This window comes from Streptomyces sp. NBC_01465 (assembly GCF_036227325.1).
Taxonomy (GTDB): domain Bacteria; phylum Actinomycetota; class Actinomycetes; order Streptomycetales; family Streptomycetaceae; genus Streptomyces.
Map to the genome: position 1 here is coordinate 2,956,811 of NZ_CP109467.1, position 26,258 is coordinate 2,983,068.

26 protein-coding genes are annotated in these 26,258 nt (G+C 70.2%); 13 read left to right on the forward strand and 13 right to left on the reverse strand.

Annotated features, from left to right (window positions below):
- Positions 1–30 precede the first annotated feature (30 nt).
- A complete protein-coding gene (locus OG707_RS13685; RefSeq protein ID WP_329117899.1) occupies positions 31–1,359 on the forward strand; it encodes a nicotinate phosphoribosyltransferase in 1,329 nt (442 codons plus the stop codon).
- Between the two features lie 106 nt (positions 1,360–1,465).
- Complete coding sequence (locus OG707_RS13690) at positions 1,466–2,050, forward strand: isochorismatase family protein (RefSeq protein ID WP_329117901.1); 585 nt, start codon at positions 1,466–1,468, stop codon at positions 2,048–2,050.
- 19 nt (positions 2,051–2,069) lie between these two features.
- On the opposite strand, the gene OG707_RS13695 is transcribed toward OG707_RS13690, so the two are convergent.
- Positions 2,070–2,363, reverse strand: coding sequence for a hypothetical protein (locus tag OG707_RS13695; RefSeq protein ID WP_329117903.1), 294 nt, complete (start codon positions 2,361–2,363; stop codon positions 2,070–2,072).
- A 122-nt stretch (positions 2,364–2,485) separates the two neighbouring features.
- The gene (locus OG707_RS13700; RefSeq protein ID WP_329117906.1) at positions 2,486–4,873 is read right to left on the reverse strand and encodes an immune inhibitor A domain-containing protein; all 2,388 of its coding nucleotides are present in this window, start codon (positions 4,871–4,873) and stop codon (positions 2,486–2,488) included.
- Between the two features lie 384 nt (positions 4,874–5,257).
- Between OG707_RS13700 and OG707_RS13705 the strand changes: the two genes are divergently transcribed.
- Positions 5,258–5,554 (forward strand): hypothetical protein, encoded by a 297-nt coding sequence (locus OG707_RS13705; protein WP_329117908.1) that lies wholly within the window; start codon positions 5,258–5,260, stop codon positions 5,552–5,554.
- Between the two features lie 10 nt (positions 5,555–5,564).
- Here OG707_RS13705 and OG707_RS13710 read toward each other — a convergent pair whose 3' ends face one another.
- Entirely contained in the window at positions 5,565–6,215 is a 651-nt protein-coding gene (locus tag OG707_RS13710) for an RDD family protein (RefSeq protein WP_329117909.1), read from the reverse strand.
- 77 nt (positions 6,216–6,292) lie between these two features.
- Positions 6,293–7,735 carry an RDD family protein gene (locus OG707_RS13715; RefSeq protein ID WP_329117911.1) on the reverse strand — a complete coding sequence of 481 codons (1,443 nt, stop codon included), beginning with the start codon at positions 7,733–7,735 and terminating at the stop codon, positions 6,293–6,295.
- Between the two features lie 220 nt (positions 7,736–7,955).
- Between OG707_RS13715 and OG707_RS13720 the strand changes: the two genes are divergently transcribed.
- A complete protein-coding gene (locus OG707_RS13720; RefSeq protein ID WP_329117913.1) occupies positions 7,956–8,435 on the forward strand; it encodes an SsgA family sporulation/cell division regulator in 480 nt (159 codons plus the stop codon).
- Positions 8,436–8,451: 16 nt separating this feature from the next.
- Here the strand turns inward: OG707_RS13720 and OG707_RS13725 are convergent, their stop codons facing one another.
- Positions 8,452–9,819 (reverse strand): FAD-binding oxidoreductase, encoded by a 1,368-nt coding sequence (locus OG707_RS13725; RefSeq protein WP_329117915.1) that lies wholly within the window; start codon positions 9,817–9,819, stop codon positions 8,452–8,454.
- Between the two features lie 130 nt (positions 9,820–9,949).
- Between OG707_RS13725 and OG707_RS13730 the strand changes: the two genes are divergently transcribed.
- From OG707_RS13730 to OG707_RS13740, 3 genes are read left to right on the forward strand one after another with little or no spacing between them, the layout of a single operon-like run.
- Complete coding sequence (locus OG707_RS13730) at positions 9,950–11,368, forward strand: DUF4331 domain-containing protein (RefSeq protein ID WP_329117917.1); 1,419 nt, start codon at positions 9,950–9,952, stop codon at positions 11,366–11,368.
- On the forward strand, positions 11,355–12,680 hold the full coding sequence (locus OG707_RS13735; protein WP_329117919.1) for a tetratricopeptide repeat protein: 1,326 nt from the start codon (positions 11,355–11,357) through the stop codon (positions 12,678–12,680). Before OG707_RS13730 ends, OG707_RS13735 begins: the two co-directional genes overlap by 14 nt.
- Positions 12,677–14,137: a nickel/cobalt transporter gene (locus tag OG707_RS13740; protein ID WP_329117921.1), complete on the forward strand. Its 1,461-nt coding sequence runs from the start codon at positions 12,677–12,679 to the stop codon at positions 14,135–14,137. The genes OG707_RS13735 and OG707_RS13740 overlap by 4 nt, the downstream gene beginning before the upstream one ends.
- A 9-nt stretch (positions 14,138–14,146) precedes the next feature.
- On the opposite strand, the gene OG707_RS13745 is transcribed toward OG707_RS13740, so the two are convergent.
- On the reverse strand, positions 14,147–14,872 hold the full coding sequence (locus OG707_RS13745) for a hypothetical protein (RefSeq protein ID WP_329117923.1): 726 nt from the start codon (positions 14,870–14,872) through the stop codon (positions 14,147–14,149).
- Between the two features lie 196 nt (positions 14,873–15,068).
- Between OG707_RS13745 and OG707_RS13750 the strand changes: the two genes are divergently transcribed.
- Complete coding sequence (locus tag OG707_RS13750; protein WP_329117925.1) at positions 15,069–15,791, forward strand: hypothetical protein; 723 nt, start codon at positions 15,069–15,071, stop codon at positions 15,789–15,791.
- 4 nt (positions 15,792–15,795) lie between these two features.
- Here OG707_RS13750 and nthA read toward each other — a convergent pair whose 3' ends face one another.
- The 4 genes from nthA to hppD all read right to left on the reverse strand — a co-directional run bounded on the left by nthA (position 15,796) and on the right by hppD (position 18,215).
- Entirely contained in the window at positions 15,796–16,383 is a 588-nt protein-coding gene (gene nthA / locus OG707_RS13755; RefSeq protein WP_329117927.1) for a nitrile hydratase subunit alpha, read from the reverse strand.
- Positions 16,380–16,661, reverse strand: coding sequence for an SH3-like domain-containing protein (locus OG707_RS13760; protein ID WP_329117929.1), 282 nt, complete (start codon positions 16,659–16,661; stop codon positions 16,380–16,382). The genes nthA and OG707_RS13760 overlap by 4 nt, the downstream gene beginning before the upstream one ends.
- Complete coding sequence (locus OG707_RS13765) at positions 16,654–16,935, reverse strand: hypothetical protein (protein ID WP_329117930.1); 282 nt, start codon at positions 16,933–16,935, stop codon at positions 16,654–16,656. The genes OG707_RS13760 and OG707_RS13765 overlap by 8 nt, the downstream gene beginning before the upstream one ends.
- A 122-nt stretch (positions 16,936–17,057) precedes the next feature.
- Positions 17,058–18,215 carry a 4-hydroxyphenylpyruvate dioxygenase gene (gene hppD, locus OG707_RS13770; RefSeq protein WP_329117932.1) on the reverse strand — a complete coding sequence of 386 codons (1,158 nt, stop codon included), beginning with the start codon at positions 18,213–18,215 and terminating at the stop codon, positions 17,058–17,060.
- 124 nt (positions 18,216–18,339) lie between these two features.
- On the opposite strand from hppD, the gene OG707_RS13775 reads away from it, so the two are divergent.
- From OG707_RS13775 to OG707_RS13795, 5 genes are read left to right on the forward strand one after another with little or no spacing between them, the layout of a single operon-like run.
- The gene (locus OG707_RS13775; protein WP_329117935.1) at positions 18,340–18,810 is read left to right on the forward strand and encodes an Lrp/AsnC family transcriptional regulator; all 471 of its coding nucleotides are present in this window, start codon (positions 18,340–18,342) and stop codon (positions 18,808–18,810) included.
- A gap of 39 nt (positions 18,811–18,849) precedes the next feature.
- Positions 18,850–19,497, forward strand: coding sequence for an ABC transporter permease (locus OG707_RS13780; protein ID WP_329117937.1), 648 nt, complete (start codon positions 18,850–18,852; stop codon positions 19,495–19,497).
- 25 nt (positions 19,498–19,522) lie between these two features.
- Complete coding sequence (locus tag OG707_RS13785) at positions 19,523–20,770, forward strand: betaine/proline/choline family ABC transporter ATP-binding protein (protein WP_329127777.1); 1,248 nt, start codon at positions 19,523–19,525, stop codon at positions 20,768–20,770.
- Positions 20,767–21,627, forward strand: a complete 861-nt coding sequence (locus OG707_RS13790) for an ABC transporter permease (RefSeq protein ID WP_443071326.1) — start codon at positions 20,767–20,769, stop codon at positions 21,625–21,627. Before OG707_RS13785 ends, OG707_RS13790 begins: the two co-directional genes overlap by 4 nt.
- Complete coding sequence (locus OG707_RS13795; RefSeq protein WP_329117939.1) at positions 21,624–22,607, forward strand: glycine betaine ABC transporter substrate-binding protein; 984 nt, start codon at positions 21,624–21,626, stop codon at positions 22,605–22,607. Before OG707_RS13790 ends, OG707_RS13795 begins: the two co-directional genes overlap by 4 nt.
- A gap of 23 nt (positions 22,608–22,630) precedes the next feature.
- Here the strand turns inward: OG707_RS13795 and OG707_RS13800 are convergent, their stop codons facing one another.
- The 3 genes from OG707_RS13800 to OG707_RS13810 form a co-directional block, all read right to left on the reverse strand.
- A complete protein-coding gene (locus tag OG707_RS13800) occupies positions 22,631–23,428 on the reverse strand; it encodes a S16 family serine protease (protein ID WP_329117941.1) in 798 nt (265 codons plus the stop codon).
- Positions 23,429–23,461: 33 nt separating this feature from the next.
- Positions 23,462–24,106, reverse strand: coding sequence for an IclR family transcriptional regulator (locus OG707_RS13805; protein ID WP_329117943.1), 645 nt, complete (start codon positions 24,104–24,106; stop codon positions 23,462–23,464).
- 267 nt (positions 24,107–24,373) lie between these two features.
- Positions 24,374–26,155, reverse strand: a complete 1,782-nt coding sequence (locus tag OG707_RS13810; protein ID WP_329117945.1) for a DEAD/DEAH box helicase — start codon at positions 26,153–26,155, stop codon at positions 24,374–24,376.
- Positions 26,156–26,258: the final 103 nt, after the last annotated feature.

Sequence of the window (26,258 nt, forward strand, 5' to 3'; positions counted from 1 at the left end):
TCTGACGAGATTGGGGGTAGCATCCCTCGCATGAACACTGCGGACCTTGGACTGCCGGTGGACGTCCCGTCGACAGCCCTCTTCACCGACCAGTACGAGCTGACCATGCTCCAGGCCGCCCTCAAGGCCGGCACCGCCGAGCGGCGCTCCGTCTTCGAGGTCTTCACCCGCCGGCTGCCCGAGGGGCGCCGCTACGGCGTCGTGGCGGGCACGGGCCGGGTCCTGGACGCCGTCGAGAACTTCCGCTTCGACGAGCCGGTCCTGGCCTTCCTGCGCGAGAACAACATCGTCGACGGGCCGACCGCCGAGTGGCTCGCCTCGTACCGCTTCGGCGGCGACATCTGGGGCTACCCGGAGGGCGAGGTCTACTTCCCCGGCTCCCCGCTGCTGCGGGTCGAGGGCTCCTTCGCCGAGTGCGTGCTCCTGGAGACCGTGATCCTCTCCATCCTCAACCACGACTCGGCGATCGCCGCCGCGGCCTCGCGGATGTCCGCCGCCGCGGGCGGCCGGCCGCTGATCGAGATGGGCGCGCGGCGTACGCACGAGCTGGCGGCCGTCGCCTCGGCCCGGGCCGCGTACGTCGGCGGTTTCTCCACGACGTCGGACCTCGCGGCCGGTTTCCGGTACGGGATCCCGACCGTCGGCACCAGCGCCCACGCCTTCACCCTGCTCCACGACAGCGAGCGCCACGCCTTCACGGCGCAGGTCGAGTCGCTCGGGCGCGGGACGACACTGCTGGTGGACACGTACGACGTCGCCGAGGCCGTACGGGTCGCCGTCGAGGTTGCCGGGACCGATCTGGGCGCCGTACGCATCGACTCCGGGGATCTGCTGCTCGTTGCGCACAAGGTGCGGCAGCAGCTCGACGAGATGGGTGCGACGCAGACGAAGATCGTCGTCACTTCTGATCTGGACGAGTACGCCATCGCCTCGCTGGCCGCCGCCCCCGTGGACGCGTACGGGGTCGGCACCCAGCTGGTCACCGGCAGCGGGCACCCGACCTGCTCGATGGTCTACAAGCTCGTCGCCCGGGCCACCTCGGCCGACCGCTCGGCGCCGCTGGTGTCCGTCGCCAAGAAGTCGATGGGCGGCAAGTACTCGGTCGGCGGCCGCAAGTGGGCCGCGCGGCGCACGGACGCGGACGGGATCGCCGAGGCGGAGGTCGTCGGCACGGGTCCCGTACCGGCCGAGCTCGTCGACCGGCAGCTTCTGGTGGAGCTCGTCAAGGGCGGCGAGGTCGTCGCGCGCGAGCCGCTGGACGCGGTGCGGGACCGGCATCTGGCGGTCCGGGCGACGCTGCCCATGTCCGCGATCCAGCTGTCGCGGGGCGAGCCGGTCATCCCGACCGAGTACGCCTGACCCAGCCGGCCCTCGCGCCGCCCCGCGCCCCAATTGCCCACTGCCGCAAGCCCGTTGAAGTCTCTACGCTGGACTCGCCGCCAACTCCCGATGAAGGACACCGCCCATGCACCGCGCCTTGATCGTCGTCGATGTGCAGAACGACTTCTGCGAGAACGGATCCCTGGCGGTCGCGGGCGGGGCCGACGTGGCCGCCGCGATCACCGATCTCATCGGGCAGTCGCCCGCCTGCTACCGGCATGTGGTGGCCACCCGTGACCACCATGTGGACCCGGGCGACCACTTCTCGCCGAACCCGGACTACGTCCACTCCTGGCCGGTGCACTGCGTCGCCGGGACCGAGGGCGTCGGCTTCCATCCGAACTTCGCGCCGGTCGTCGCCTCGGGCGCGATCGACGCGGTGTTCGACAAGGGGGCGTACGCGGCTGCGTACAGCGGCTTCGAAGGACTCGACGAGAACGGCCAGACGCTCGCCGACTGGCTGCGGGCCCGCGAGGTGACCGCGGTGGACGTGGTGGGCATCGCCACGGACCACTGCGTACGGGCCACGGCGCTCGATGCGGTGCGGGCGGGGTTCGCTGCGCATGTGCTGCTGGATCTGACCGCCGGGGTCTCCGAGGAGACCACGGAGCGGGCTCTGGAGGAGATGCGGGCGGCGGGTGTGGAGCTGAGCGGCAAGCCGGTGGTGTGAGCGGAGCTCACACCGGGCTTCACGTCACCTTGAGCGCCCTTATCGGGTGCCACAGCTCCTCCGCGCCCTCCGGGGCCGTGCGCCACAGCAGGCCGTCCGGATGGTGCAGGACCGCCGTGATCTCGTCCGGGGTCGGCGGCTGCGCGTTTCCGCGCAGATAGACCGCCCGCAGCCCCAGGTTCCGCAGCCTCGTCAGCGCCCGGGCGCGGTTCGCCGCGTGCACCAGGATGCGGATGCTCTGGTTGTCGACCGGGAGCGTGAGGGCGACCACCACGCTGCCGTTCGGAAGTCTGGCAAATCCACCACCAGGCATGTCATTCATCTCCCCCGTGAGACGTCGCGTCAATAAGAGTTCGTACGACGCACCTAAACACGATCGGCCGCCGCCCGCTAGAGGGCGACGGCCGATCATGCTTTGACCTGCGGTGATGTGTTCTAGCGGTGCGACGCACCCACCTGGACGGTGATCGTCGAGCCACTCAGCGGCTGCTGGACGATCGAGATCCGGGTGTTCGTGTCAGTAACCTGCACGCTTCCCGTCTTGTTCTCCTCGTACCAGTAGGTGCCCTTGTGGTCGTCGAAGACCGGGACGCCCAGCTGCGCCTTGAACTTGGTCGCGACGTCCGCCTTGTGCAGCGTGAAGCCCGGGACCGGGTACCAGCTGAACGCGGCGTCGAAGGGCTGGATCTTGTTGCGGAGCACCGTGCCGTCCGACCACTTCAGCGGCTTGGCGTGCGCGTCGATCGGCAGGATCAGACCCTGGCCGGGGTGGGCGCTGACGTTGTTGTCCGCCTGCGAGGTGTCCCACTGCCAGATGACCAGACCGGGACGGTACGAGTAGTACTCGACCCAGTCCGGACGGGTCGAGGCGAAGCCGAAGTTGTACGGGCCGACCTTCAGCGTCTGGTCGTAGGACACGTACTGGCGGTTCTCCGCGATGTAGTACTGCGGGTAGTCGTTGGTGAACGACTCACCGATCCGCGAAAAGCCCTTCGCGGTCCAGCCGTTGTCGTCGCCCTCGGCGTTGTCCGTGAAGAGCGCCGCACCGTCCGCGGTGACCGTGATCGAGTCGGCCGCGAAGCCCTTCTGCGCGACACCGCCGTCCGAGGTGTAGCGGAAGCGGACGTCGATCTTCTTGCCGGCGTAGGCGTTCAGCGGGTACGAGAGCTTCTTGTACGCGCCCGAGACGTCGGTCAGGGCCGGCTGGTCGCTGCCGTCACGCGTGATCTGCGCGCCGTCCGCGGTGCCGTCGATCGGCGTCCAGTTGGCGCCGCCGTCCGTGGAGACCTCGGTGTAGAGGTAGTCGTAATCCTTCTCGATGTCCCACCAGCCCGAGAGGTCCAGCGAGGCGGACGTCTTGCCGGTCAGGTCGACGGAGCGCGTCAGGGTGTTGTTGAGGTTGTCACCCATGCCGCTCCACCACTGCTTGGAGCCCTCGGCGGGCTTCACGACGGTGGTGGTGACTGCCTTGTCGGGCAGCGAGACGACGAGCGCCTGCGGGTTCTTGGTGTTGTACTCCGAAACACCCAGCTTGTGCGTCGACTTGGTGGCCGCCTTGGCCTTGTCGTAGTCGAGCCAGCCCAGCTGCAGCTTGTCCCAGGCGGTCATGTCGCCCGGCAGGTTGCCGATCGCGTTGGAGGCCGTGCCCAGCCAGGAGCCCGCCGACATCAGGGACCAGAAACCGACCGAGTTCTCGGCGGTGTTGGTGGTGTCGTACAGGTCCGGGAGGCCCAGGTCGTGGCCGTACTCGTGCGCGAAGACGCCGAGGCCGCCGTTCTCCGGCTGCATCGTGTAGTCGCCGACCCAGATGCCGGTGGAGCCGATCTGCGTGCCGCCGGCCTTGTTGTTGTCCGGGCCGGTCTTGCCGGCGCCGGTGCCGTAGGCGTAGCTGCGGTGTGCCCAGAGTGCGTCGCCGCCCTGGACGCCGCCGCCTGCGGACTCGTCCTCGCCGGCGTGCACGATCTGGAAGTGGTCGATGTAACCGTCGGGCTCGTTGAAGTTGCCGTCGCCGTCGTAGTCGTAGCGGTCCCACTGGTCGTACTGGGCGAGGTCCGCCTTGATCTCGGCGTCGGTCTTGCCGGCCGCCTTCTGGTCGGCGGCGTACGCGGTGACGCCGTCGCGGACCAGGTCCATCACGTTGGCGCAGTTGCTGGCGCCGCAGTAGTTGGAGCCGTAACGGGCCTCGTTGTACGGGACCTTGACCCACGCGGAGACTTCGCCGTCGACCGAGTAGCGGCCGGACGAGGTCTTCTCGTAGTAGGTCTTGAGGGAGTTGACGCCCTTGCCCGTACCGAAGTACAGGTCGGAGAAGTGCTTCTGGTTGTAGTCCGCCTGCCAGGCCGTGCTGTTGTCCTTCGCACGGTCCGGCGCGGCTATCTCGTTGTGCGCGGGGCCGGGGGCGCCGCCGTACTTCTTCACGGCAGGCGCCGGGCCGGTGCCGTCCGGGTCGAACATCGTGGTGTCGTCGACCTGGGTGCCGAACTCGGCGAGGATCGTGAAGATCTTGTCGGTCTTCTCCCGGCCGAGCTCGACGTACTTCTTGTCGTCGAGCTTGACGACCTTGGAGGCACCGCGCTGCTGGACCTGCTTCGAGCCGGATATGACCTGCTCGAGCGCGGCCTGGCGCTCCTTGTCCTGCTGCTTGCTGAACGGGCCGTCGAGGTCGTCCTTCTGGCCGCTCGACGTGCTCGGGTCCTGGCGGTCGATGCCCGTCGGAGCCTTGGTGTCGGCCTGCGCCGCGCTGAACGCCGTCCCGGTCGCGGCAGTCGCCGCGAGAGTGATGAGGACGGCGGTGGATCGCAACGCCCGTCTCTTCGTGGTCACTTAGTAGTTCCCCTCCTCCGTGGCGCAGGCGCACCACGCGTCACAAGTGACGCCATTTGACCGGAGGTGAGGAAGAAATAACAGATCTTGACTTGAGCATGGTGACTGCATTATGCGAAAGCGCGTTCCGCTATCCGAACGCCCTCGCGACGCCCGCCCGGCCCCCTGCCCGACCCCTGTCCACGGCCCAACCGGCGCGTCCGTCTCGCCAGTTGGATGGTGGTATGACTCCGTGCGCCCCCCATGACTCCCCACCGTGGGTTAGGTCACGCTTACCAACCGTTCCCCTCGGGCATCCGTCGGAATAGAGTCGCTCGACGAAATGCTTTGCTCAGTCGAGACCGATTCAGATCCCCCATCGCTGTCCCGAGGACGGATATCGCCATGCCGCGTCCGACTGCCGCACAGCTCTCCTACGGTTCGGCCACCGTCGTCTTCTCGACCGTCGCCATGCTCCTGCTCTCCCGGACGGAGACGGGCGTCGGTGTCGCCGTCATCGTCCTGGCCGCCCTGGTGCTCGGGGTACTGGTCGCGGTGACCGTACCCATGCCGAAGGCGGCGCGCGCGGCCCTCGAGGACCGCACCGCCGCCTCCGTCCCAACTGCCCGGGTGCCGCAGCCCCGTGTCCGTACGTCCCGTACGGGTGCCGAGCGAGTCAGCGAGCCCTCGCTCCGGCGCTGAGCCGCGACCGTCAGGCCGAGACCACGACCGTCTTGCCCGCCTTGTCGTGCAGGCCCTGCTTGTACGGCTTGTCGAAGAAGCTCCAGCCGCCGCAGATCGCGGTCCAGATGCACGCGCAGCAGAACACAGCGGGCAGCCACAGCACCGCTGCCCGCACGAGAGCGGTCTGCACCGTGGGGATGGAACCGTCGTTGAGGTTGGCGACCCGCAGCTTCATGATGCGCTTGCCGACGGTCTGGCCCTGCTGCTTGACGGTCATGTAGACGTCGTAGCCGATGTAGAGCACGGCGGCGAGCAGGCTCTGCCCGGCCTGGCGGCCGTAGTTGACGTGATCCGTGTCGTACTTGAACCCGCCGAAGATCAGCAAGATCAGCCAGATGACCGCCGAGATGATCACGATGTCGATGATCCGGGCCAGCACACGCTTGCCGCTGTCGGCGAGCGGCGGCATCCCGGCCAGCGGGTCCGTGGCTCCGTAGCCCGCACCGCCGCCGTAGGCGTTCGGGTCGTACGGCGGGGGCGGGGCGTTGTCGTACGGCGAACCGGACGGCGGGGGCGGCGGCGGAGGCGGCGGGGTCGAGCCGTACGGGTCGCCCGACGGCGGAGTGTTGTCCTGCGGCTTCTTGAGGAACGGGTCGTCCTCGGGCGGCTGGGTGCTCATGGCCCGAGCAGAACCCGCCCCGTGCCCCGCCGCCATCCGGTCAAGGCCGTACGAGTGACGCGACGAGTGACGTGCTGTCAGCCTGCCGCGACGAAGGTACCGGCCGCCTTGTCGTGCCAGCACTGGCGCCACGGGCGGTCGAAGAGGCACCACAGGACGTTGAGCACGCCGATCGCGAGCAGCCCGAGGATCCCGTAGACCAGCCAGCGGCGCAGGGCCGCGGCGAAGCCGGGGGGCTCGTGGGACTCGATGCCGCGCACATCGATGCCGCAGAGCTTCTTGCCCAGGGTGCGGCCCCACTTGGCGGTCGGCAGGGCCTCGTACAGCACGCCGAGGACCAGGAAGGCGCCGAGCACGATACCGAGGTACGTCGCCGTCGTCCCGTCGAGCAGCCACACCGTGACGGTCTCGCCGGAGAGCTTGGCCTCGTCGATCTTGGCGTTGATGTGGTCGACGGCCTTGGTGACGAAGGGAGTCGCGATCGCGCCGACGGCCGCGCCCAGGACGACGGTGTCGATCAGCCGGGCCGCCAGACGCCTGCCGAGGCCGGCGGGCCGGGCGTTGGCCTGGGCCTGGGCGAGCTGCGCGAAGGGGTCGAGGGTCGGGGGCTTCCAGGGGGCGGCCTGCTGGGGCTCGGCCTGCGGGGACTGCTGCTGCGGGGACTGCTGCTGCGGCGCGTCCGGCTGGGCGAGCTGGTGGACCTGCTGCGCCCAGGACGCGGAGCCGCCGCCGGGGCCCGGGGTGGTCGGCGAGTTGAGCGCCTCGGGGCGGGGCTGCTGGGGCTGTACGGGGAGCGGGGCGGGCTGGGCCTGGGCCGGGGTCTGCGCCTGCGGTGCGGCCTGAGCCTGCGCCTGGTTCGGCGTCCGGTTCGGCTGGATCGAGCGGATGGCCATCGTGCCGTCGGTGCGGTTCGTGGGCGCGGACGCGGCCTGGGGGCGCACGGCACGGATCGCGGTCGTACGGTCGGGCGCGGGCTCCTGGCTCTCCTCGGGCGCGGGCTCGGGGCGGCGGGTGCGGCGGATCAGCGCCGTGCCTTCCGAAGGGGCCTGGCGTACGGGAGGGAGCGCGGCCGGGGTCGGGGCCGCGGGGAGCTCGGCCGCCTGCTGCTGCGCCGCGGCCGGGGGCTGGGCGGGGATGCCGCGCGGGTCCTGTGCGGGGGCCTGCGAGGGCACCGGGCCGCCCCAGGAGACGCGCTGGTCGCGTTCGCCGCCGAACCCGGTCTGGCGCGAGGTGTCGGCCTGCCAGGCGGAGGCGGGCTCCTGACGGCTGCTCGGCTCCGGCTCCTCGTCGAAGAACATCGGCCCGGTCTCTTCCGCCGGGGGTACGACGGGGGTGGGTGCCGGTGCGGAGGTTGCCGCGGGTGCGGACGGCAGTGCCTCGCCGTCGGCCGGTGCGGGCCGGCTCGTACCGGGGACCCATGCGCCGCCGTTCCAGAAGCGGACATATCCCGGAATTGAAGGATCCGGATAGTAGCCAGGCGTGGGGCTGCCGTCTCCGGTGGCCGGGGTGGGGGCGCTCATCACCGTGGTCCCGTATCTCCTAGAGGCCTTGTTTCAAAGGACCACATCTATCAGACCGCTGTGCACCGGCGGGCCGGTCCTGCCGTATGGGCCACTTTTCGGGCATCGGAAAGTTTCCTGAAATCAGTCCCGAAACCCGCGTAATGAACCCCGGCCCGCGCGCTCTCACCCTGTAGCGGCCCGCTTCCGGTCCGCGTACGGAACGAGAGGAACCCGCGTCATGAACACCGTCGTCGAACGCGAACTGGAACTCAAGCTGGTGCTGTCGCCGGAGCGCAGCATCCCCGTGCCGGCCCGGCTGACGTACAACACGGCCGATCCGTACGCCGTGCACGTCAGCTTCCACATCGGCTCGGACTCCCCCGTCAACTGGACCTTCGCGCGCGAGCTGCTGGTGGAGGGGGTGTTCCGGGCGTGCGGTCACGGCGATGTGCGGATCTGGCCGACCAAGGTGGATTCGCGCAACGTCATCTGCATCGCGCTGACCTCGCCGGACGGGGACGCGCTCCTGGAGGCGCCCTCCGCGCAGGTCTCGGCGTGGATGGAGCGGACGCTGCGGATCGTGCCTCCGGGGTCGGAGACCGCGCAGCTCGGGATCGACGAGGGGCTGGCGGAGCTGCTGGCGCCGCTGCCCGCCGACGATCTCTGGCTGCGGGACCCCTGGCCCTCCGACGAGTCGTCGCCGGAGGAGGGTGCGTGAGGCGTAGACGTACTGATCAGAACAGCTTGCCCGGGTTGAGCAGACCCAGCGGGTCGAAGGCCTGCTTGACCCCGCGCTGCAACTCCAGCCCCACCGGGCCCAGTTCGCGTGCCAGCCACTCCTTCTTCAGTACGCCGACGCCGTGCTCGCCCGTGATCGTCCCGCCGAGTTCCAGGCCGAGCGCCATGATCTCGTCGAAGGACTCGCGGGCCCTGCGGGACTCGTCGGCGTCCTCGTGGTCGAAGCAGACGACCGGGTGGGTGTTGCCGTCGCCCGCGTGGGCGCAGACGCCGATGGTCAGTCCGTACCGCTCGGCGATGGCCGCGGTGCCCTCGATCATCGCGCCGAGCTGTGAGCGGGGGACGCAGACGTCGTCGATCATCGTGGCCGATTTGACGGTCTCGAGCGCGGTGAGCGACATCCGGCGCGCCTGGAGGAGGAGTTCGGACTCGGCGACGGAGTCGGCGGGGACGACGTCGGTGGCTCCGGCGGCCGTGCAGAGCGCGCCGACTGCGGCGAGGTCGGCGGCGGGGTCGGGGGTGTCGAAGGCGGCCAGGAGCAGGGCTTCGGTCGTCTCGGGGAGCCCCATCTGCGCCATCTTGTTGACGGCCTGGATGGTGGTGCGGTCCATGAGTTCGAGGAGTGACGGGGTGTGCCCCTCCTCCATGATCCGGCAGACGGCGGCGCAGGCCGCGGCGGCCGAGGGGAACTCGGCGGCGAGCGCGAGCTGCTGGGGCGGGGCGGGCTTGAGGGCGAGTACGGCGCGGACGACGATGCCGAGGCTGCCCTCGGAGCCGACGAAGAGTCGCGTGAGGTCGTAGCCCGCGACGCCCTTGGCGGTGCGGCGGCCCGTGGCGAGCAGCCGGCCGTCGGCGAGGACGACGTCGAGGCCGAGGACGTACTCCGCGGTCACTCCGTACTTCACACAGCACAGTCCGCCCGAGGCCGTGCCGATGTTGCCGCCGATGGTGCACATCTCCCAGCTGGAGGGGTCCGGCGGGTAGTAGAGGCCCTGTTCGGCGACGGCGCGCGACAGGACGGCGTTGACGACGCCCGGCTCGACGACCGCGATCCGGTCGACGGGGCTGATCTCCAGGATGCGGTCCATCTTGGTGAGCGAGAGGACGATGCAGCCGTCGCTGGCGTTCGCGGCCCCTGAGAGGCCCGTACGCGCCCCCTGGGGGACGACGGGGACGCGCAGGGCGGTTGCCGTGCGCATGACGTGCTGGACCTGCTCGACGGTGCGCGGGAGGACCACGACGGCGGGGGCGCCCGCGTCGCAGAAGCTCGCCATGTCGTGTGCGTACGAGGCCATGACGTCCGGGTCGGAGATCAGCGCCTCGGCCGGAAGGCCCGTGCTCAGCTGGTCCAGAAGATCGCTCATCCTTCCAGCCTCGCACTCGGAGCCATCGGTGTGAACCTCCCTGTTCCTGCTCACTCGCGGACAGAAGTCGATCACTTGCAGACGCAAAGTGATCACGTCCAGGGACATACACAGCGAGGAGCAGAGAAACATGAACAAACTCAGACCCCGAACCCTGCGGAGGTCGGTGCGGCACACCGCCGTCACCGTGGCCGCCGGCACCGTCATCGCCACCGGCATCGTCGCCGGACCCGGCACCGGGAGCCCCGAGGCCGCGAGCCATGTCGACGCCCCGACGGTCGCCGCCGACGCGGCCGTCGACGGCACCGACTTCTACGCCTTCACCAGCCCGGACAACCCGGACACGGTCACCTTCGTCGCCAACTACCACCCGATCATCCCGCCCGGGAACCCGACGGGCTTCGAGCCGTTCGCGACCCGTACGCACTACGACATCAACGTCGACGGGTCGGGCGACGGGAAGCCCGAGACCACCTACCGCTGGGACTTCTGGGACGAGGACCTGCGCCCGCTCTCCGTCGGCGGCGCCGCCTTCGGCATCGTGACGTCCCTGGACTCGCCCAACCTGAAGTTCCGTCAGCACTACTCGCTGAAGCGGATCTCGGGCGGCCGCGAGGAGGTGCTCGTACGGGACCACGTGGCCGCCCCGCCGCACGCCGGCCTCGTCCAGATGCCCGACTACGGCGCCCTGCGCACCCAGGCCACGACCGCCCTGAAGGGCGGCGGCAAGACCATGGCCGGACAGTCCGCGGACTCCTTCGTCTTCAACGTCGGGGTCTTCGCGCTGCTCAAGGCCGGTGCGCCGGTGCTGCCCCCGGTCAATCCGACCGTGCTGACCAACGTCAACTCGATCGCTCTCCAGGTGCCCAAGAGCGAGGTCGCGCTCGGCGGGGACGTCAACCGCAACCCCGTCATCGGCGCCTGGGCCACCGCCTCCCGGCACTCCCTCGACCTCAGCGAGGACCTGCGCAAGGGCGCGGGGAGCTACCGGCAGGTCGGGCGGATGGGCAACCCCTTCTTCGGCGAGAGCCTCTTCCAGGACGGGCTGCCGACCGGCACGCGCGGCGGGCAGGCCGACCGGTTCAACTGGGCGACGCCCGACACCGACCACAAGAGCGCCGGACTGATGAAGGCCGTGCAGGACCCGGACACCCCGCGCTCCGTGCACCTCCTCGACAGCCGGATCCCGGTGCCGGCCGCCCCGCGCAAGGACATCGAGGAGCTGTTCCTCACCGGCATCCCCGGGCTCAACGCGCACAGCATGAACAAGGACGCGTCCGGGCTCGTGCCCGCCGAGGAGCTGCGGCTCAACCTCACCACCCCGGTGAGTACGAAGACCAGCCCGTGGGGCCCGCTCGGCGGCGACCCGCAGGGCTGGCCGAACGGGCGCAGGCCCGCCGACGACATCGTGCCCGTCATCTTCCGGCGGCTGATGGGCGAGCCCGGCGCGAAGGGGGCACCGCAGCTGGTGCCCCAGGTGACGATCGGGAGCAGCAAGCCGTTCCTGGGCACCTTCCCGTACCTGGCGACGCCGCATGCGCTTGCGTAACCGACGCAGCGCACTGGCCGCGGCCGCGGCACTCGCCGCGGCCGTCGGCGGACTGCTGGCGCTCGGCCCCGACACCACGTCGGGGCCGGGCCCGGTCGCCGCACCCCGGGCCGAGGGGGGTGCGCTGGCCGCGGCCGGTGCGCCCGCCCCGGCCGGGGAGCTGGCGGCGACGGTGGAGACGCGACGCGGGTGGCTGCGCAAGCACCCCGACGACGCCGCGTCGTGGGCGGTGCTCGGGTCGGCGCGGATCGGGCAGGCGCGGCGGTCGATGGACCCGGCGTACTACCCCAAGGCGGAGGCGGCGCTGCGGCGTTCGCTCTCCGTGGCCCCGCGCAACCCGGACGCGATGACGGGGATGGGCGCTCTCGCCAATGCCCGGCACGACTTCGGGGCGGCGAAGGGGTGGGGCGAGCGGGTGCGGGCGGCCGCGCCCGACCGGTGGAGCGTGTACCCGGTCCTGGTGGACGCGTACACGCAGCTCGGCGACTACCGGGCGGCGAGCCGTGCCGTACAGCGGCTGCTCGATCTGCGGCCTGGACTCCCCGCCTTCACACGGGCGGCGTACGAGCTGGAGATCCACGGCCGCACCGCGGAGTCCGCGCTCGCCCTGCGGGAGGCGCTGGCGGCCGCCAACTCGCCTGCGGAGCGCGCTTTTTGCCTGCAGCGGCTGGGTGAGCTGGCGTGGCAGCGCGGTGACGTACGGGGTGCGCTGCGCCTTCAGGACGACGCGCTGCGGACCGATCCGGAGCATCACGCGGCACTGGTCGGGCGGGCGCGGGCGGAGGCCGCGCTGGGGCGGACCGGGGCGGCGCTGCGGGACTACCGGACGGCGGTGGAGCGGGTGCCGCTGCCCGAATACGTACTGGAGCTGGGTGAGTTGTACGAGTCACTGGGGCGAGTGGAGGAGGCACGGGCGCAGTACGCCGTGCTGCGCGCGGAGGTGAAGCTCTTCGCGGCGAACGGCGCGCGGGACGATCTGACGCTCGGCCTGTACGAGGCCGACCACGGGTCCGCGGCGGCGGCCGTCCGGGACCTGGAGCGCGAGTGGGGGCGGCGGAAGAGCGTGCTGGTGGCGGACGGTCTGGGGTGGGCGCTGCACCGGGCGGGGCGGGACGAGGAGGCGCTCGCGTACGCACGGAAGGCGGCGGCGATCGGCACGCGCAGCGCGGTGTTCGCGTACCACCGGGGCGAGATCGAGCGGGCGCTGGGGATGCGGGATGCGGCCCGTACCCACCTGGGCGAGGCGTTGCGGCTGAACCCGCACTTCTCGCCGCTACTGGCGCCGCGGGCGCGGAAGGCGATGGCGTCATGAGGGCGGTACTGGCAGTGGTGGGGGCGGCGGCCGTTCTCGTACTGTGGAGTCAATTCCCGGCTCAGGCACACCCGTTGGGGAACTTCACGGTGAACCACTTCCACGGCCTGACGGTCTTCCCCGACCGGATCGAGGACGACGCGGTCGTCGACCGGGCCGAGATCCCGACGCTTCAGGCGCAGGGTGCGGTACGCGCGGAGGGCGGGCCTGCGCTCCATGCGGCCCGTTTCTGCGGGGAGTTGGGGCACGGCCTGCGTGCTGCGGCGGGCGGGAGGGTGCTGGCGTGGCGGGTGGACGCGAGCCGGATGGAGCTGCGGGAGGGGCAGGCCGGGCTGCGGACGAGCCGTATCACCTGCCACTTCACGGCCCCCGCCGATCTGCGCACCCCGTCGGACGTGACGTTCACGGACCCCTCGGACGCGGGGCGCGTCGGCTGGCGGGAGGTCACGGCGCGGGCGGCGGGAGGGGTGCGGTTGAGCGCCTCGGACGTGCCTGTGCGGAGCGCGTCGAACCGCCTCACGCGCTATCCGCAGGAGCTGCTCACGGACCCGCTGGACGTACGGAGCGCACGGCTGAAGGTGGGCCCGGGCGCGGGTGCGGCGCCTGCGGCGGGCGCTCCGGGGTCCGGCTGGTCGGCCGAGGGATGGCTGGCGGGGATGGACGGGCACCTGGCGGCACTGAGCTCAACGGACCGGCTGACACTGCCCGTTGGGCTGGCCGCAGTCCTGCTGTCGCTGCTGCTGGGGGCGGCGCACGCCGCGCTCCCCGGCCACGGCAAGACGGTGATGGCGGCGTGCATGGCGGGGCGCAGGGGCGGGGTGAAGGACGCGGTGGCGGTGGGCGCGACGGTGACGTTCACGCACACGGCAGGGGTCCTGGCCCTGGGCCTGATCCTGACGGCATCGGCCTCCCTGGCCGCCGACCGCATGCTGAACTGGCTGGGCGCGGCGAGCGGCGTGCTGGTGGCGGGGGTGGGGCTCATGCTGCTGCGGGGGGCGCGACCGAGGGCCGTACAGGAGGGTCACGGGCATGCGCACGGGCACGGGCACACGCACGGGCACGGCCACACGCACACCCATGAAGCCGCACATCACCACGACCACGACCACGACCACCACCCCGCCCCCTACCGCCGTCGCACCCTCCTCGGCATGGGGATCGCCGGGGGGCTTGTCCCCAGTCCGTCCGCGCTCGTTGTGCTGCTCGGGGCGATCGCCCTGAACCGTACGGCCTTCGGTGTCGGGCTCGTGCTCGGGTACGGCGTCGGCATGGCCGCCGTACTCACCGCCGCCGGGCTTCTCGTGGCCCGGTTCGGCGACCGGGCGCAGGGCGCGCTCGGTCAACGCATGCGGTGGGTACGGCGGTTGAGCCCCTGGACCCCCGTGCTGACGGCCTCGCTGGTCGTCGCCGTGGGGGCCGGGCTCGCCCTGCGGAGTGCGGGGCAGCTGCTCTACTGACGCGACGCGCTAGTGCTTCTCGCCCGTGATCCGCGACCAGAAGTCCGGTCCGGGCAGGAAGCTCAGCGTGGCGTCGAGGTTGAACAGCGGGGTGCCGACGGGCAGGTCCACGCCGAACGTCTTCAGCACCGTGCTGAAGTCCTTGCTCGCCCGGAACTCCCAGTCCTCGGGCCCGTAGCCGAACTCGCCCGTCTTGAAGTCGACGCGCGGCAGCAGGACCGGGTGGAACGTCTTCGAGCCGAGCAGCACCTCGGGGATCGTGGTCTCCGCGAGGATGATCTTCTTCTCCGGGCCGCCGTTGATCCTGACGTTGCACCAGGCCGCGGTCGGGAAGACGGTGAGCCACACGCCGTCGCAGACCGCCTCGTCGTGCGTGGACGGCCGACTGATGGTGATGCCGCCCGGGTAGCAGACCCGCAGCCCGCTCGTGAGGTCCGGCTCGATGCTGTCCTCCATGAAGCCCAGCGGGAATCTGAACTGGTCGGGCCGGTTCATCGACAGCGGGGCGACGGCGCCGACCTCCGCGTGCTCCTGCTTCAGCTTCGCGAGGGCCTCGGGCTTGAGCGTGACGTCGGCGTGCCCGAAGGGCGAGAGGTACGCACCACCGGTGCGGGTCTTGCAGGGCGCGTCCGAGGCGGGGGCCGCGTGCGAGGCGGCGGCAGCGGTGCCGGTGACGGCGCCGGTCAGCAGGAGGGCGGAGGCGGCGACGGCCGCGATACGGCGGGGGATGCGCATGGGCGGAGCTCCTTGTGGGGTGGGGATACGGCGCTTCCACTGAAGCCCGCCGCCACCTCCCGCGCGACACGGAGCGTACTGAACGGGTCACGGTCAGCTACCACGAACGGCCCCGCCCGATGGCCGCCCGCCCGCGTGGAGGGTCCACTCGGGGTGGGGGGAGCCCCGATCCCGTACCGCACCAGGAGCCCCTCCCATGCGCACACTCCGCCGTACCACGACCACAGCGGCCCTCGCCCTCGCCGCCCTGCTGACCCTGCCCGGCGCGGCCTCCGCCGACAGCGGCGACCAACCCACCTATCTGCCACCCCTGGGCAGCTACTTCGCCCCCACCGGCAACGCCGTGGTCACCTGGAGCAAGGAGCTCCAGTCCGCACTCAAGGCCAACAACGCCCGCGTCGAGACGATCGCACCGGTCAGCCGCATGAAGTCGAAGGACGGCTCGGACACCGGGATCTGGATGCCCATCGGCTTCAAGTACGACAGCCTCGACGTGACCCAGGGCCGGGTCTACTACTCCGGCGGGTTCAAGATCATCCGTGACGCGACGCACGACAGCATGGAGTGCAACGGCTTCTGGCTGAAGGTCAATCCGTCCGGCGTCTGGTGCAACCTCAAGGTGAACGACGAGCCGTGGAAGGAGGTGAAGATGGGCTACTTCAACCTCGCCCAGTTCCCCTTCTCCCTCATCGCGCCGAAGGGCCCGGGCATCGGCCCGACGATCTGGCCGTTCTACCTGGACGACGACATCACACCGGCCATCGACGAGCTGGGCATCAGCGGCCTGACCAAGGGCACGCCCATCTTCAACCTGGACGCCACGATCTCGGTCTTCGACGCGTACGGCACTCCGCCGACCGGCTCGGAGCCGGGCCGCCCGAACCCGTACCAGGCGCTGCACGGCAAGACGAAGCGCTGACCCCTCAGACGGCGGCCGTACCGATGAGTGCGTTACGGGTCACGAGCGCGGCCAGCGCCGCCTCGTCGAGCCCGTCGGTCCCGGCCGGGCGGCGCGGCAGCACCATGTAGCGGGACTCCGACGTGGAGTCCCAGACCGTGATCTCCGTGCCGTCCGGGAGGTCGAGGCCGAACTCGGCCAGGACGGCGCGGGGTTCGCGGACGACGCGCGAGCGGTAGGCCTCGCTCTTGTACCAGCTGGGGGACGGGCCGAGGAGCCCCAGCGGGTAGCAGGAGCAGAGCGTGCAGACGATGACGTTGTGGACGCCGTCGGTGTTCTCGACGACGCGCAGGCGTTGTGGCTGCACTCCCCCACTCGCGTAACCGAGCTCTGCGACAGCGGAGTTGGCGTCGTCGAGGAGCCGCGCACGGTACGCGTCGTCGGTCCAGGCGCGGGCGACGATACGGGTGCCGTTGGCGGGAGACGCGCCGCTGAGGAAGGCGTCGAGCGCCTCGTCGAGGGCGGCGCCGGCGACGATCCCCCGGGTCTCGAGGAGGGTCTCCAGGCGGCGCACCTGCCGGGAGATCAGCGCGTCGGAATGCGTACCGCTCATGAGTCGTCCTCCTCCAAGTAGCTTTCCCACAGGTCGAGTACGACGTGGTGGTCGCCCTCGCCCCACAGGTCCCGGGCCGCGAACCGGACCGCGTACACCGGCTCCACGGGGAAGTCGTCGCGCCCCTGGGAGCGGATGTCGGCGAGCGGGTGGGCACCCTCGGGCTCGACGACGACCCCGAGCTTGCCGCGGGCGTAGCGCGGCAGCCGGGTGTGGTGGACGGGGTCGACGTCCGAGGTCCGTACGCGCGTCCCCGGCGAAAAGCGCGGGTCAGTCATCGAGCTCGCCCGCCGCGATGACGCCCTTGCGCTCCAGGAGCGCGACGATGCCGTGGAACCAGCGCTCATAGTAGGACGCGGCGAGGTAGTCGGCGGGGGCCATGGACTCGACGGCGTCCCTGAACTCGTCGAGGTTGTAGACCTGTTGGGCGATCAGCGCCCGATTGAGGGCGAAGACGCGGGCCTCCCAGTCGGCGTGGAAGGGCTCGCTGTCGTCGGTGGTGTCGAGGGCGCCGAATCCCTGCATTCCGCCCACGTCATTGATCCTGGCCATGGGCCGACCCTAGCGCCGGTCGCCCCTCAGCCGAAGGGCCTGGCCGACCGACCTGCAAACACCTCGGGGGCGGGACCGCGCCACCGCGGTCCCGCCCTCGAGTCGTAACTGCCCTGCTCTGCCTACAGGTTGCCGCGCTTCTCCTGCTCGCGCTCGATCGCCTCGAACAGCGCCTTGAAGTTGCCCTTGCCGAAGCCCATCGACCCGTGGCGCTCGATCATCTCGAAGAACACCGTCGGACGGTCCTGGACCGGCTTGGTGAAGATCTGCAGCAGATAGCCGTCCTCGTCACGGTCGACCAGGATCTTCTGCTCGCGCAGCGTCTCGACGGGCACGCGGGTCTCGCCCGCCCACTCGCCCAGCGTGTCGTAGTAGGAGTCGGGGGTGTCGAGGAACTGGACGCCCGCGGCGCGCATCGCCTTCACCGAGGCGACGATGTCGTTCGTCGCGAGCGCGATGTGCTGGACGCCCGCGCCGCCGTAGAACTCCAGGTACTCGTCGATCTGCGACTTCTTCTTCGCGATCGCCGGCTCGTTGATCGGGAACTTCACCTTGAGCGTGCCGTCCGCGACGACCTTCGACATCAGCGCCGAGTACTCGGTCGCGATGTCGTCGCCCACGAACTCCTTCATGTTCGTGAAGCCCATGACCTTGTTGTAGAAGGCGACCCACTCGTTCATCTTGCCGAGCTCGACGTTGCCCACGCAGTGGTCGATCGCCTGGAAGGTGCGCTTGGCCGGCGGCTCGACGATCGGCGCGGCGGCAGCGTAGCCGGGCAGGTAGGGGCCGGTGTACGCGCCGCGCTCGACGAGCGTGTGGCGCGTCTTGCCGTACGTGGCGATCGCGGCCAGCACCACCACACCGTGCTCGTCCTTGACCTCGTGGGGCTCGGTGAGGCCGGTGGCTCCGTGCTCGACCGCGTACGCGTACGCAGCCCGCGCGTCCGGGACCTCGATGGCCAGGTCGACCACGCCGTCGCCGTGGGCCGCGACGTGCTCGTCGAGGAAGCGGCCGTGGTCGGTGGCGGCCTTGATGACGGAGGTGAGGACGAAGCGGGCCGAGCCGTTCGTGAGGACGTACGAGGCGGTCTCGCGGGTGCCGTTCTCCGGGCCCGCGTAGGCCACCAGCTTCATGCCGAAGGCGGTGGAGTAGTAGTGCGCGGCCTGCTTGGCGTTGCCCACGGCGAAGACGACCGCGTCCATTCCCTTGACCGGGAAGGGGTCGGCCTCGCGCGCGGTGGTGGGGGTGACGGTGGTGTCGTGCTGCGTCGTCTCAGTCATGGGTCCAGCGTCTCCCCCGCCATCAGGGTGCGCAATAGTTTGCGTTTTTGGTGGGCAGAATGCCCAGTGCATCGGCAGGATAGGGGCGCGATCTGTACAGGGTGACCAAGAGAAGAGGTGTGCGGTGGGTATCGACGCGCTCGACGGCCGGCTGATCGTGCTGCTGGCCAGGGAGCCCCGGATCGGGGTGCAGGAGGCGTCCCGGCGGCTGGGGGTGGCGCGCGGGACCGTACAGGCGCGGCTCGACCGGCTTCAGTCGAATGGAGTCATCCGGGGATTCGGTCCCGATGTCGATCCGGCCGCCCTCGGCTATCCCGTCACGGCCTTCGCCACGCTGGAGATCAAGCAGGGGCAAGGGGCGGACGTACGGGCGCACTTGGCGGGTGTGCCGGAGGTCCTGGAGCTGCACACCACCACCGGGCACGGCGACATGCTCTGCCGCCTCGTGGCCCGCTCCAACGCCGATCTTCAGCGGGTGATCGACCTCGTGGTGGGTTTCGATGGCATCGTCCGGGCTTCCACGGCGATCGTCATGGAGAACCCCGTTCCGCTGCGGATCATCCCGCTCGTGGAACAGGCGGCAGGAGATTCCTGACCCGGCCGGGTAGCAGGACCGACCGGGAGGTGCGCGGGTGTGAACTTCTGGGACTACATCGGCAACCGTCACCAGCAGCTGCTGGCAGATGCGTATCAACACGCGAGCGCCGTGTTCCAGTGCATGGTCGTCGCCACCGTCATCGGGGTGCTGATCGGCGTCGTCTCGTACCGCAGCGAATGGGCGGGCAGCTTCGCGACCATCACCACGTCGACCATCCTCACCATCCCCTCGCTGGCCATGATCGGTCTGCTGATCCCCATCGTCGGGCTCGGCGTCGCACCGACCGTCATCGCGCTGACCCTGTACGGGCTGCTGCCGATCGTCCGGAACTCCATCGTCGGACTGCGCGGCGTCGATCCCGCCCTGATCGATGCCGCGAAAGGCATCGGGATGTCGCGCATCGCCCGGCTCGTACGGGTGGAACTGCCGCTCGCCTGGCCCCCGATCCTCACCGGGATCCGGGTCTCCACCCAGATGCTGATGGGCATCGCCGCCATCGCCGCGTACGCCTCCGGGCCCGGCCTCGGCAACGAGATCTTCCGCGGCATCGCATCCCTGGGCAGCAAGAACGCACTCAACCAGGTGCTCGCGGGCACGATCGGCATCATCATCCTCGCCCTGATCTTCGACGCCGTGTACGTCCTCGTCGGCCGACTGACCATCCCGAGGGGGATCCGTGTCTGAGACATCCACGACATCCATCGAGGCCGTGGAGAAGACCACTTCCTCCTCCACCACCGGCGCGACCATCGAGCTGGAGAACCTCACCAAGCGCTATCCCGGCACCGCGGACCCGGCCGTGGACAGCGTCAACATGGAGATCAAGGCCGGCGAGCTGGTCATCTTCGTCGGCCCGTCGGGCTGCGGTAAGTCCACCACGCTGAAGATGATCAACCGGCTGATCGAGCCGACCAGCGGGCGGATCCGCATCGACGGCGAGGACGTCACCGACATGGACCCGGTGAAGCTGCGCCGGAAGATCGGGTACGCCATCCAGTCGTCCGGGCTCTTCCCGCACATGACCGTCGCCCAGAACATCGCCCTCGTACCGAAGATGGTCGGCTGGCCCAAGTCGAAGATCAAGTCGCGGGTCGAGGAGATGCTCGACCTGGTCGGCCTCGACCCGGGCGAGTTCCACAACCGCTACCCGCGCCAGCTCTCCGGCGGACAGCAGCAGCGTGTGGGCGTGGCACGGGCACTGGCCGCCGATCCTCCCGTCCTGCTGATGGACGAGCCGTTCGGCGCCGTCGACCCGATCACCCGCGACCACCTCCAGGACGAACTCATCCGCCTGCAGCGGGAGTTGCACAAGACTATCGTCTTCGTCACCCACGACTTCGACGAGGCCATCAAACTCGGCGACCGGATCGTGGTGCTGCGCGAACGCTCGCAGATCGCCCAGTTCGACACCCCCGAGGCCATCCTCACCAACCCCGCCGACGACTTCGTGTCGGGGTTCGTGGGAGCGGGCGCCGCGCTGAAGCGGCTCAACCTCACCCGCGTACGGGACGTGGCGATCACCGACTATCCGACGGTGACCGTCGACGACCCGCTGCAGGACATCTTCAACAAGCTCCGCGCCGCCAACACCAACGAGCTGCTGCTGCTCGACAAGCGCGGCCGCCCCTACAAGTGGCTGAGGCGCGGCGACCTGATGCGGGCGCGCGGATCGCTCGCACGGGCGGGCACGCTGGTGCACGACACCGTGACGCGCGACGCGACGCTGCGCGACGCACTGGAAGCCGTACTGACCGACAACGCGGGCCGCGTCGCGGTGACCGGCAAGCGTGGTGCGTACGAAGGCGTCGTGGACATGGAGACGCTCATGAACTCCGTCCACGAACTCCTGGAAGCCGACCGCCTGGACGCCGTCGAGCACCAGCACGAGCTGGAGGAGCAGCGCGCCGACCAGGTCCACCACGCCCAGGAGGGCGACGGAGGGGAGCCGGAGGCGTGAGTACCCGAGAGCAACGGCCCGAGGGCGAGCACGAGGTCAAGGGCCTCGCCTTCCGGGACGAGGGCGTGGGCGTCGGCGAGCAGGAGACGCCGCCCGTCGCGGAGCCGGCGAAGAAGGTGCGGCGGATCAGCACACTGAAGCTGGTCCTGCTGCCCTCGGTGCTCGTCGTGATCCTGCTGGCCACCTGGCTCTGGTTCCAGCGGGCCGACCTCGACACCATCTCCGAGACGGCGCTGTCCAACGGCCAGGTGTGGAAGTGCTTCAGACAGCACGTCCAACTCACCGTGATCTCCACGTTCTTCGTGCTGATCATCGCGATCCCGCTGGGCATCCTGCTGACCCGCAAGGCGTTCCGCAAAGCCGCCCCCATCGCGATGACCCTCGCCAACATGGGCCAGGCGACCCCGGCGATCGGGCTCCTCGCACTGCTGGTGATCTGGATGGGCATCGGCGAGAAGCCCGCCCTGATCGGCATCATCATCTACGCCGTGCTCCCCGTCCTCTCCAACACCATCGCGGGCCTGAAGGCGAACGACCCGAACCTGATGGAGGCCGCCCGCGGCATCGGAATGTCGCCGATGGGCGTGCTGACGAAGGTCGAACTCCCCCTGGCCGTACCGCTGATCCTCGCCGGCGTCCGCACCGCGCTCGTCCTGAACGTCGGCACCGCGACCCTCGCCACCTTCGGCGGCGGCGGCGGGCTCGGCGTACTGATCACCACCGGAATCACCAACCAGCGCATGCCGGTGCTGCTGCTCGGCTCGATCCTGACCGTGGCCCTGGCCCTGCTCGTGGACTGGCTGGCGTCGCTGGCCGAGATCCTGCTCTCCCCGCGCGGACTGGAGGCTCGCTCATGAGGAGCTTTCCCCGTACGAAGAAGACCGCCTGCCTCCTCGCCGCGGCCGGAGTCCTGCTCGCCGGATGCGGGCTGACCAGCGGATCCCCGATGGTCGACGACGTGGTGCCGGGCTCGGTCGGCAAGGGTCTGCCGTTGAAGGGCGCCGACATCACGGTGGCGTCCAAGGAGTTCACCGAGCAGCTGATCCTCGGCGCGATGATGGGCATCGCATTCAAGGCGGCCGGCGCGGACGTCCTCGACCGGACCGGCATCCAGGGCTCCATCGGCGCACGGGCGGCGATCGAGAACGGCGACGCGGACGCCATGTACGAGTACACGGGCAGCGCCTGGATCACGTACCTCGGCAACTCCACGCCCATCGCCGACCCGCAGAAGCAGTGGCAGGCGGTGCACGACGCCGACCTGAAGAACGGCATCACCTGGCTCCCGATGTCCCAGCTCAACAACACCTACGCGCTGGCGACGAACGCCGCCAACGAGAAGAAGTACGGGACGAAGACCCTCTCCGACGTGGCCGCGCTCGCCAAGTCGAACCCCTCGGCGGTGACGCTGTGCGTGGAGAGCGAGTTCGCGAACAGGGCGGACGGGCTGCCGGGCATGGAGAAGGCGTACGGGATGAACATCCCCGCCGGGAACATCACGCAGATGGACACCGGCATCGTCTACACCCAGGTCCAGAAGGGCGCCTGCACCTTCGGCGAGGTGTACACCACCGACGGCCGGATCCAGGCCATGAACCTGACGGTGATGGAGGACGACAGGAACTTCTTCCCCAACTACAACGCGGCGCCCGAGATCAACAGCAAGGCGCTGGCGAAGTACCCGCAGATGGCCGACGTCATCGAGCCGATCACCAAGAAGCTCAACAACTCGGTGGCGCAGGAGCTCAACGCCAAGGTCGACGTCGACGGGCAGGACCCGCACGACGTGGCGCTGGACTGGCTGGTGCAGGAGGGCTTCGTCAAGAAGGGCAGTTGAGGGCGGCAGCGGTTCTCAGGTTCTCAGCAGCTGGGGATCTTCCCGCTGCCCTTCTCCAGCGCCGTCAGCGACGCCACCGCGTCCTTGAGGGTGCCCACCGGGATCAGCCGCATTCCGGCGGGGAGTTCGGACTTGGCGTCCGAGCACTCGGCCTTCGGTACGAGAAAGACGTGCGCGCCGTCGCGGGCCGCGGCCTGCGTCTTCAGGGCCACCCCGCCCACCGCGCCGACCTCGCCGGACTCGGAGATCGTGCCCGTACCGGCGATGGTCTTCCCGCCGGTGAGGTCGCCGCCCGCGCCGTCGCCGTCGAGCTTGTCGATGATGCCGAGCGTGAAGAGCAGACCGGCGCTGGGGCCGCCGACGTCCGCCAGGTTCAGGGTGACCTTGACCTTGCTCGCACTGTCGCCGACGTAGGAGAGGGCGGCCGCCGTGGCGGCGTCCTGGGACTCCTTCATCTCGGCGAGATTGTGCTGGTTGGCTTCCTCGGTGCTGTCGCCCGCCGGGTAGACGGAGTCGCGCGGCATCACGGCCCGGTCCGTACGGAACCAGCTGTCGACGACGTCGGAGAGACGGACGTCGGCGTCCGGGCCCGTCGCCAGGATGGTGACCATCCGCAGCTCACCGGTGGTGGTGCGGGTGGGCGCGCCGCTGATGGTGATCACCGGTTTGCCCTTGTCGTCGCCGAGCACGTCGGTGGTCTGGCCGGGCTGCGCGACGGAGAACGGCAGGGGCGCGAAGGCGACCGTGCCGAAGAGCGCGAGGACGGGCAGGGCGCAGAGGGCGAGGGCGCGGGGGCGTGAGCGCGTGAGGCGGGTGAGCACGGGGCCAATCTATCGGGCGACCCCGTTCCCCCCTTATCGCAGTGCGTCCGCGACCTCCCGGGCCGCCTCCACCACCCGCGGCCCGACCCGCTCCGGCACCGCCTCGGCGAGCATCACCACGCCGACGCTGCCCTCCAGGCCCGACACCCCGACCAGCGGCGCGGCGGCCCCTGAGGCGCCGGCCTCCAGTTCGCCGTGGGTGAGGGTGTAGCCGGGGCCCTCCGCCGGGCCCCCGGCCCGGGCGGTCAGGATCGCCCGGCCTGCGGCTCCGCGGTCCAGCGGGTGGCGGAAGCCGGCCCGGTAGGCGACGTGGTAGTCGGTCCAGGTGGGCTCGACGACCGCGACGGCGAGTGCGTCCGTGCCGTCGACGAGGGTGAGGTGGGCGGTGGCGCCTATGTCCTCGGCGAGGGAACGCAGCGCGGGCAGCGCGGCCTCCCGTACGAGAGGGTGCACCTGGCGGCCCAGCCGCAGCACGCCCAGACCCACGCGGGCGCGGCCGCCCAGGTCGCGGCGGACGAGCGCGTGCTGTTCGAGGGTGGCGAGCAGACGGTAGACCACGGTGCGGTTGACGCCGAGTTTGTTGGACAACTCGGTGACGGTCAGGCCGTGGTCGGTGTCGGCGAGCAGTTTGAGGACACGAAGTCCTCGGTCGAGCGTCTGGGAGGTCTCCGCGGTCACGACGCCCACTCCTTAGTGGTGAGTCGCGGCGGCACTTCCACGGAACTCGCTCCACCGGTCCCATCGGCGTCGCGCGCAGAGGCCACCGGCAGGCCATGGCACCGGCTGCGCTCCGAGGCGGCGCTGCCACGGGGCGTGTGCGTTGCGGGGACATTAGCGAGCTGGTCCGCTCAGCGGAAGACTCCGTCCAGAATCCGGGCAGTAATGGAAGAACGGCATCCGGATTGTCCCGGGATGCCGTTCCTTTTTGACCGTACGAGCGTCCGGTCACCGCATACGCGTGGCCCACTCCTGGACCTTCGCGATCCGCGTCTGGATCTGGTGCGCGGTCGCCTCCGCGCTCGGCGGACCGCCACAGGTGCGGCGGAGTTCGGTGTGGATGACGCCGTGCGGTTTGCCGCTCTGGTGGGTGTAGGCCGAGACCAACGTGTTGAGCTGCTTGCGCAGTTCGAGGAGCTTCTTGTGCGTGACGACCGGGCGGTCCTCGGCCGGCTTCTCCAGGAGGTCGGCCTCCGAGGCCGGCTTCTGTCGGCTGTGCGCGATCTGGCGCGTCTGCCGCTTCTGGAGCAGGAGTTGGACCTGGTCGGGCTCCAGGAGCCCGGGGATGCCGAGGTAGTCCTGCTCCTCCTCGCTGCCCGGGTGGGCCTGCATGCCGAACTCGGCGCCGTCGTACAGCACCCGGTCGAAGACCGCGTCCGACTCCAGTGCCTCGAAGGGGAGTTGGTCCTCGGTCTCCTCGTCCTCGAGCTTCTCGGCGTCGGCGAGTAGCTTGTCCTCCTCGGAGAACGGGTTCTCCTCGTCGTTGCCCTTCTTGCCCTTGTCGAGCACGTGGTCGCGCTCGACCTCCATCTCGTTGGCGAAGTCGAGGAGCATCGGAATGGTGGGGACGAAGACGGAGGCGGTCTCGCCGCGGCGGCGCGACCGTACGAAACGGCCGACGGCCTGGGCGAAGAAGAGCGGGGTGGAAATGGTCGTCGCGTACACGCCGACCGCGAGCCGGGGGACGTCGACGCCCTCGGACACCATGCGGACGGCGACCATCCAGCGCGACTCGTCGGCCGCGAACTGGTCGATCTTCTTGGACGCGGCCTTCTCGTCGGAGAGGACGACGGTGGCCTTCTCGCCGGTGACCCTCTTGAGGATCTTCGCGTACTCGCGGGCCGACTCCTGGTCGGTGGCGATCACGAGCCCGCCGGCGTCCGGAATGCCCTTGCGGACCTCGGTGAGACGGGTGTCGGCGGCCTTCAGGACGTTCGGGATCCAGTCGCCGGTGGGCGCGAGCGCGGTACGCCAGGCCTGCCCGATGGCGTCCTTGGTCATCGGCTCGCCGAGACGGGCGGCGATCTCGTCGCCGGCCTTCGTGCGCCAGCGCATGTTGCCGCTGTAGGAGAGGAAGATGACGGGCCGCACGACACCGTCGGCGAGGGCGTTGCCGTAGCCGTAGGTGTAGTCGGCGGAGGAGCGCCTGATCCCGTCGTTGCCTTCCTCGTACGCGACGAAGGGGATCGGGTTGGTGTCGGAGCGGAAAGGCGTCCCGGTCAGCGCGAGCCGGCGGGTGGCCGGGTCGAACGCCTCCTGACAGGCCTCGCCCCAGGACTTCGAGTCACCGGCGTGGTGGATCTCGTCGAGGATCACAAGGGTCTTGCGCTGCTCGCAGCGGTTGCGGTGCAGCATGGGGCGCACGCCGACGCCCGCGTACGTCACGGCGACGCCGTGGTACTCCTTGCTCAGCGGGCCCGCGGAGTAGTCCGGATCGAGCTTGATCCCTATGCGGGCGGCCGCCTCGGCCCACTGCTTCTTCAGATGCTCGGTCGGCGCGACCACGGTCACCTGCTGCACGACATGGTGGTGCAGCAGCCACGACGCGAGGGTCAGCGCGAAGGTGGTCTTCCCGGCGCCGGGCGTCGCCACGGCGAGGAAGTCCTTGGGCTGCTCCTGGAGGTACCGCTCCAGGGCACCCTCCTGCCAGGCACGCAGCTTGCTGGCGGTGCCCCAGGGGGCGCGGCCGGGGAAGGCGGGTGAGAGGTGGTGGGAGGCGGTAGTAGTCACGGTCTCCGATTCGGGCTCTCGGGGGCACGGGGGCGTCCGTACGTTCCGTCCGTACGTTCCGTAGGACAACCGGGCCACCTTACCGGTGGCCCGACCGGACCCG